The sequence below is a fragment of the Thermoplasmatales archaeon genome, from assembly GCA_014361245.1.
GTDB lineage: Archaea > Thermoplasmatota > E2 > UBA202 > JdFR-43 > JACIWB01.
The window spans coordinates 1-5,689 of sequence record JACIWB010000061.1 but is presented as its reverse complement, the minus strand read 5'-3'; the positions used below and the strand labels follow the sequence as shown (position 1 = coordinate 5,689).

At 33.3% G+C, this 5,689-nt stretch carries 7 protein-coding genes, 2 tRNA genes and 1 pseudogene; 6 read left to right on the top strand and 4 right to left on the bottom strand.

The features are described 5' to 3' along the window. Together H5T45_07160 and H5T45_07155 are read right to left on the bottom strand one after the other, a co-directional pair. Positions 1–249 (bottom strand): hypothetical protein (locus tag H5T45_07160; GenBank protein MBC7129481.1); only part of this gene is annotated, 249 nt, incomplete at its 3' end. 195 nt (positions 250–444) lie between these two features. Beyond that, a tRNA-Met gene (locus H5T45_07155) sits at positions 445–540 on the bottom strand. 284 nt (positions 541–824) lie between these two features. Here H5T45_07155 and H5T45_07150 point away from each other — a divergent pair. Next, positions 825–1,079 (top strand): hypothetical protein, encoded by a 255-nt coding sequence (locus H5T45_07150; protein MBC7129480.1) that lies wholly within the window; start codon positions 825–827, stop codon positions 1,077–1,079. 131 nt (positions 1,080–1,210) lie between these two features. On the opposite strand, the gene H5T45_07145 is transcribed toward H5T45_07150, so the two are convergent. After that, positions 1,211–1,849 (bottom strand): hypothetical protein, encoded by a 639-nt coding sequence (locus tag H5T45_07145; protein ID MBC7129479.1) that lies wholly within the window; start codon positions 1,847–1,849, stop codon positions 1,211–1,213. Between the two features lie 113 nt (positions 1,850–1,962). On the opposite strand from H5T45_07145, the gene H5T45_07140 reads away from it, so the two are divergent. The 5 genes and pseudogenes from H5T45_07140 (at position 1,963) to H5T45_07120 (ending at position 5,491) form a co-directional block, all read left to right on the top strand. Next, complete coding sequence (locus H5T45_07140) at positions 1,963–2,460, top strand: hypothetical protein (protein ID MBC7129478.1); 498 nt, start codon at positions 1,963–1,965, stop codon at positions 2,458–2,460. A gap of 190 nt (positions 2,461–2,650) precedes the next feature. Further along, positions 2,651–2,770, top strand: a pseudogene (locus H5T45_07135) (type II toxin-antitoxin system CcdA family antitoxin). Between the two features lie 130 nt (positions 2,771–2,900). Continuing rightward, positions 2,901–2,973: transfer RNA gene (locus H5T45_07130), tRNA-Val, on the top strand. 5 nt (positions 2,974–2,978) lie between these two features. Further along, the gene (gene cadA, locus H5T45_07125) at positions 2,979–5,045 is read left to right on the top strand and encodes a cadmium-translocating P-type ATPase (GenBank protein MBC7129477.1); all 2,067 of its coding nucleotides are present in this window, start codon (positions 2,979–2,981) and stop codon (positions 5,043–5,045) included. An 83-nt stretch (positions 5,046–5,128) separates the two neighbouring features. Next, positions 5,129–5,491, top strand: coding sequence for a hypothetical protein (locus H5T45_07120; GenBank protein MBC7129476.1), 363 nt, complete (start codon positions 5,129–5,131; stop codon positions 5,489–5,491). A gap of 15 nt (positions 5,492–5,506) precedes the next feature. On the opposite strand, the gene H5T45_07115 is transcribed toward H5T45_07120, so the two are convergent. Beyond that, positions 5,507–5,689 (bottom strand): proteasome subunit alpha (locus H5T45_07115; GenBank protein ID MBC7129475.1); only part of this gene is annotated, 183 nt, incomplete at its 5' end.

Here is a 5,689-nt window from a genome sequence, read left to right as displayed (position 1 = left end):
TATATGCTCTCCTACTAAGACTTTTGACCATAATTCCAGATCTCTCAAACTCATATCAAAAAACACCATCAATATATAAAGAGCTACATATTGTGTAGGTGATAATTTAAATGATCTTCCTCTTGTGCTCTTTTTCTCAAATGGTTCTCCAATTTCATCAGCCAATTCTATAAGAAATTTTAATATTTTCTTAACATCAAAATCACTAAATTTTTTGTTATATTTCTTCCAATAATCTTCTTTCTTCATTTTCCCATCCCCTTTAATAGTAATCTAATTTGGGTACATTAATTTTTTGATTAATCGACAACCCCCTGATACTAGAAAAATTCATATACAATGAAATACTTTATTTTGGGGAGGAAAAGGTGCTTTAGTACGCCTCCATTACTAATTCTGTACTATTTTAGCACCTTGCTCCCCTCAATTTTTAAAATTCTTTAGTGTCGGGGGCGGGGTTTGAACCCGCGGCCTCCTGATTTCTTAGCCCTGAGCTTGGCTTATGAGTCAGGCGCTCTTACCAGGCTGAGCCACCCCGACCTGACTTTAAATAAATTTTTATTTTAAAACTTTTTGAGCATAACTTTTAAAACCCTTTCCAGATAATATATAAGGAGGCTAGAAAATACTTCAATGAATGGATGAAAGCATTGAAAGCTTCATTTCAAAATTTGACGGCTTTGGAGAGGCGATAAAGAAATGCATTCTTGAAGATAATCCAGCGGATATTGTTGAATTTATCAAAAAAGACGGAAAAATACAGCTTTAAATTATAATTTATTTATACATCTTACGGATATATAAATTGGAGTAGTAAAATGCAAATGAAAGAAAAGCGAAATGTGGGAGGCGATGAAATGACAGCAGATGAAATGTGTGAGATACATAAAATCATACTCACAGATAATTTTGTCGAGGTATATGTTATTGGAAGAAAAAAGAAAATAATATTTACAAACGAACAACTGAAAGAACAAGGAATTGACAAATTTGACTTACTAAACTACCCACATGAGTATTATATTATACCTTTGGGCAAAAAAACATATTGCATAAAAAAGAAATGCCCGCACAAATAAAAGGCGGGGAAATAAAGCTTTAAATCAATTTCTTAAATCTTATAAAAAAGCAGGTGATTAATGTAAAATGCGAAAAGGGAGAGGAGGATGCCCTTCAGATTGTAGTTTCTATGAAAAGAAAGAATAAGATATCAAGCCTTCCTATATTGAAAATATTTCCTAAGATGATATCCAATATAAATTATGTATGATAGCGTAGCAACCGAAAATATTGTTTTAATATAACAGAGTTGATTTATAAGGGGTGTTTTTTCTTTTAAAAATTTTGCTATTCCTACCAAATAACTATCATGAGTGTCTATTAAACCAATATTTGCGTATTGATTTGTGATAGAATGCAGTAAGATACCTAACCCTACCAATGATATTCCAAGGTATTTATACGGGTATTTTACTTTCCCTAACCAAGTTACAAGTAGAATGGAATTAATAGTGGTTGTTGAAAAATGCCCGAGAATATTCCATGCTGACAATCCATTCAAAAACTCCCATAGACCAAAGATTATCCCTGTGAAACTAGAAAGGCTCACAAAAACAATATTGTATAGCATCTTACACTTAAGGGGTATATCTTTTTTATAAGGATAGAAAAATAGTGCTAAAAAGAGGGGGATTAGTTTAGAAAATTCTTCCACAATAGGAGCAATAATAATTGTTAGAGTAGGACCTGTAGCAATTTTCTCTATAAAGAGAGGAATAATGATAGTAATAGGGATAGATGCTACAAAAGTTATAAGGCTCTTAATAAATAATTTATCTTTCTTCTCCATATCATTTAAAGTAAATTTGTATTTTAGTTTATCTGTTATATTTATCCTTCTATATCTTTCCAGAAGTAGGAAATTTATAAAAAGATTTATATTTATCAAGAGAATTTAATTTTATGTGGGCAACAAGGCCACAATGGTCTCTTTATGATGAGGTTTATCGGATAATAAATGAGTGGAAGCCAGAACACCGATATCGAGGTAGAGGGTGTGAGGTTCACCACAAATATAAGGATGATTTAAGGTCTTTTATTGAGGAAGCTCTTGAAAAGAGGGGTTTAAAAAAAATTACAGTAAGTAAAGAGAAAGACAATATTGATATCCTAGTGGGGAAAGAAGTTGTTGTTGAAATAAAACATTCCAAGAATGGAAAAATAACTGAAAATGTGAAAAAAGAACTGATACAACGGGTTGTAGAGTGGCAAGAAAAGAAATATGAGGGGGTAATTATAGTATTGGTAGGGAAAATTGAGAAGAACGAAGAAAAGGATATTATAAATCGAGTGAATAACATAATGAAAAAAATACAACCACAACCCTCTCCTTATCTGCCAATGCCCTCTCAAACACCATCATTTAGAGTAGATGTGATAAATAAATCTTGGGCACAGTAGTTGAAATTATAGGAGAGATGAGAAATTTTTCTCATCCTGCTACCGTTGCTCAAAATAAAATAAAAAGGAAAATAAAAAGATTTTGGATAAAAAGCTTTTATTTTCGATTTCGATACTATACTCTATCAACTTTATATATCGGCAGAACTCAAAAAGTAATGCTTATGTATTAAATACGCATTATATATTTATGGCAAAAAGAAGGCTAAATCTAACAATTAATGAAGAGCTTTTGAAGAAGGCAAGGGAATATGATATAAACATAAGCTCTTTTTTAGAGATAAAGTTAAGGGAATATATAGCAATGATAGAAATGAGCCAAGGCGGAGGAGGAAGCAAGCCATCGAGCCAAGATATATCATCTTCTAACCATAATAGAAAAAACGAGAATTCTATGGAGTATTCAAAAAATTTTAAAATCCCTTCTTCTTTTATCAATAGGGCTAGTGGTCTAGAGGTTATGACGTTGCCCTTACGAGGCAAAGGTCGCCGGTTCGAATCCGGCCTAGCCCATATTCATGAAAATAAGTTTAAAAATTAAGGGAATGCATTGCGAGGGATGTGCAAAAGCTATAGAAAAATATTTAAAAAACAAGGAAGGGATTATATCCGCAAAAGTCAATTTTTCACTTAATAAAGCAATCATTGAATATGACAATAGATTAAATGAGGATAAATTAAAAGAATTTATAAAGGAAGCAGGATATGAGGTGGAAGAGGAAAGGAAAAAATCATTAAATAGAATTATTTTCTCTTTAATTCTTACAATTCCTATTTTAATAATTTCTTTATTTTTTTACAGAAAAGAATTAAATATCATACTTTTCTTACTTGCCACACCCATGCAGATTTTCATTGGCTATCCTTTTTATAGAGGAGCATATTTTTCACTTAGGCAAAAAACTGCTGATTTAAATACCCTTGTTTCAATCAGCACCACATCCGCATATCTTTACTCAGTTATTTCAACATTTTTCTATGATGGAATGGTTTTTTATGAAGCATCCTCGGTAATATTAACAACTGTTACAATTGGTTTAACTCTTGAAGATAGGGCTAAGGAAAAGGTAGGGGATACGATAAAAAAACTGATGGAATTAAAGCCAAAAAAAGCAAGAGTTTTTAGAAACGGAAAAGAAGAAGAAATATCAGCTGATGAAATAGAAAAGGATGATATTGTTGTTGTAAGAAGCGGAGAAAAAATTCCAGTTGATGGAATAATAATTGAAGGATTTGCTACAATTGATGAATCATCAATAACAGGTGAATCAATTCCTGTTGATAAGAAAGAAGGCGATGAGGTTTTTGGTGGAACAATAAATGTGAATGGTTTTATGAAATTTAAGGCAAAGAGAGTGGGAAAAGAAACATTTCTCTCTCAGATAATAAATTTGGTTGAAGAAGCTCAGACATCGAAAGCAAAAATACAGAGGTTAGCGGATAAAGTAACAAATTATTTTGTCCCTTCTGTAATTCTAATATCTTTAATTTCATTTATTTTCTGGTATTTTATAAAAAACATGCCGTTTTCATTTGCCCTCACCACCTCCATATCCGTTCTTGTAATAGCTTGTCCCTGCGCCCTCGGCATCGCGACACCAACGGCAATACTGGTTGGAATAAGCAAAGCAACTGAGAAGGGCATTCTTGTAAAAGGGGGAGAATATATTGAGAGATTTGTTGAAGTTGATACTTTTGTTTTTGATAAAACAGGAACACTTACAAAAGGGAAGGCAAGAGTAACCGATGTAATCGGAGATGTGTTGCAAATCGCAGCTAGTTTAGCAGCAAAATCAAATCATCCAGTTGCTTTAGCAATTTTCAATGAAGCAAGGAAAAGAGGGATGGAAATTCTTGAAGTTGATGAGTTTAAGGAAATACCTGGAAAAGGGATTATTGGAAAAATAAATGGAAAAAAAGCAATGCTTGGAAACAGGGAATTAATAAATAGCAGAATTGGAGAGGAATTTGAAAAAGAGGGAAAAACAGTTGTTTTTGTTTATTTTAATGGCGTCAAAGGAGCAATTGCGCTTGAAGATGAAATAAAAGAGGAGGCAATTGAGGCAATTAAAAAGCTTGAGGGATATGAAATTTTTATGATTACCGGAGATAATAGAAAAACGGCTGAAGCAATAGGTAAAAAGTTGGGCATAGAAAAAATTATAGCAGGAGTTTTACCTCATGAAAAGGATAAGGAAATAATAAACCTGCAGAAAAAAGGGAAAATTGTTGCAGCTGTTGGAGATGGAATAAACGATGCACCAATGTTGAGCAGGGCGGATGTTGGCATAGCAATGGGCGGCGGGAGCGATATCTCAAAGGAGGCGGGCGGCATAATAATCGTTAGAGATAATCCAATGGATGTTGTGGAGGCATTAAATATATCAAAAGCCACTTTTTCAAAAATAAAGCAGAATTTATTTATGGCATTCCTTTACAATGTGTTCGCAATTCCAGTAGCTTTTGGATTACTTTATCCATGGCTGGGTTTCATTATTCGCCCAGAATTTTCTGCAATGGCGATGGTTGCGTCTGATATAGCTGTTGTTGGAAATTCTCTCCTCTTAAGAAAAAGCAAATCTTGAAAAAATCGATATCCTTATAAAGGAAAGAGAAATTACTAAAGGGGATAAAAATGGCAGATAAAGGGAGGGCAAAACTAAGCAGTATGGTGTTCCTGATAGGCATAGTGCTAGCGATAATATTCGGACTGATATACGGAGCGCACTATTCTGGCAGAATTGACCTTACAAGCGATCAGTATGCATATCTGGCAATGATTCTTGGACTGATTGGTTTGATAGCAGGAATACTTGGAATACTTGGAATGGGAACTATAACAAAAGAAGAATTGCCAACATTTCTAATAGCAACAGTGATAATAGTTGCAATAAGCGGAACAAATGTATTCTCAGGAATAAAATGGGTAGGAAGCTACCTTACAGGCATAGTTACAGCTCTTGGAATTTTCATTGCACCACTAGCCGGTTTGCTAGCAATAAAAGCAATCTGGGACATAGGTAAGGACTAAAAAATCTTCTCCCCTCTATATTTTTTTATTTATTTTTCTGAATCCCTTTTTATCTATTATACCTATTTCCGCTTCTATTTTTTTATCTTCTTTTGAGCTTTTCATTGCTTCAATTCCCATTTCTATTGCTTCCTCCATGCTTAAGTTTTCCTTATAATTCTTTTCAAAATATTCAATTGCTGCATCCCTCCCTTCTCC

Excerpts from the sequence above, each read along its gene's own strand:
- H5T45_07145 (MBC7129479.1), bottom strand. The coding sequence starts at position 1,849 with ATGGAGAAGAAAGATAAATTATTTATTAAGAGCCTTATAACTTTTGTA.
- H5T45_07150 (MBC7129480.1), top strand. The coding sequence starts at position 825 with ATGAAAGAAAAGCGAAATGTGGGAGGCGATGAAATGACAGCAGATGAA.
- H5T45_07120 (MBC7129476.1), top strand. The coding sequence starts at position 5,129 with ATGGTGTTCCTGATAGGCATAGTGCTAGCGATAATATTCGGACTGATA.
- H5T45_07140 (MBC7129478.1), top strand. The coding sequence starts at position 1,963 with ATGTGGGCAACAAGGCCACAATGGTCTCTTTATGATGAGGTTTATCGG.
- cadA (MBC7129477.1), top strand. The coding sequence starts at position 2,979 with ATGAAAATAAGTTTAAAAATTAAGGGAATGCATTGCGAGGGATGTGCA.